The 1,180-nt window shown below is 41.0% G+C and carries 2 protein-coding genes; both read left to right on the plus strand.

The features are described 5' to 3' along the window. Positions 1-485: tRNA (N6-threonylcarbamoyladenosine(37)-N6)-methyltransferase TrmO (locus L654_RS0100240; protein WP_024606914.1), on the plus strand; the 485-nt coding region annotated here is incomplete at its 5' end. 89 nt (positions 486-574) lie between these two features. Next, a partial coding sequence (gene proS / locus L654_RS0100245; RefSeq protein ID WP_024592596.1) for a proline--tRNA ligase occupies positions 575-1,180 on the plus strand: 606 nt, incomplete at its 3' end.

The following is a 1,180-nucleotide window of genomic DNA, read 5'->3' on the forward strand; positions in this document are numbered from 1 at the left end:
TGGTGCGCCCGCCTCGTTTGGGTGGCAATGAGCGAAAAGGTGTATTTGCGACCCGTGCTACATTCAGACCAAACGCAATTGGAATGAGCGCCGTAAAACTTGAAGGTATTGAATATAAAAACGGACAACTTAGCTTATTACTCGCTGGTATTGATTTACTTGATGGCACACCGATTATTGACATAAAACCGTATTTGCCGTATTCAGACTCTATGCCGGATGCAAGTGCTGGTTTTGCTGACACGCGCCCAGAAACACAAATGACGGTTGAATTTAGCCCTCAGGCAATTGAGTTTGTTAATGCCCAAACACAATACCCAGACTTACATGATTTTATAGCCAATGTTTTAAAACAAGATCCTCGCCCTGCTTATAAAAAACAAAAAGAAGAAATGCAAAGCTACGGGATGACTCTCTATGACTTTAATATTCGCTGGCAGGTTAATGATGCACATAACTTAGTAACAAGCATAGAAAAAAACTAAATAACTCACTTAGCGCTTTAGTGTAAAAGCATCCGCTGGTAAACTTAAGCTCTATTAAAAGAATATAATTACTCTATTTCGGAAAAAACATGCGTACAAGCCAATATATACTCGCAACACTTAAAGAAACGCCATCAGATGCTGAAATCGTATCGCATCAGTTAATGCTTAGAGCCGGTATGATCCGTCGCGTCGCTTCGGGTTTATACACTTGGTTACCCTCTGGTTTACGCGTGCTACGTAAAGTAGAAAACATTGTACGTGAAGAGATGGACAAAGCGGGTGCAATTGAAATGCTAATGCCTGTTATTCAACCTGCTGATTTGTGGGAAGAGTCTGGCCGTTGGAATGAATTTGGTCCTGAGCTTATGCGCTTTACAGACCGTCATAACCGTACATTTGCACTTGGCCCAACACACGAAGAAGTAATAACTGATTTCGTACGTAAAGAAATAAGCAGCTACAAGCAATTACCAGTTACTTTATACCAAGTACAAACTAAAGTACGCGACGAACGTCGTCCTCGTTTTGGTGTAATGCGTGCTCGTGAATTTACAATGAAAGATGCCTACTCTTTTCACTTAAGTGAAGAGTGTTTAGATGCGACTTATCAAGCGATGCACAAAGCATATTGTAATATTTTTGAGCGTTTAGGCCTTGATTACCGCCCTGTTATAGCCGATACAGGCTCTATT

The organism is Pseudoalteromonas sp. TAB23 (assembly GCF_000498075.1).
Taxonomy (GTDB): domain Bacteria; phylum Pseudomonadota; class Gammaproteobacteria; order Enterobacterales; family Alteromonadaceae; genus Pseudoalteromonas; species Pseudoalteromonas arctica.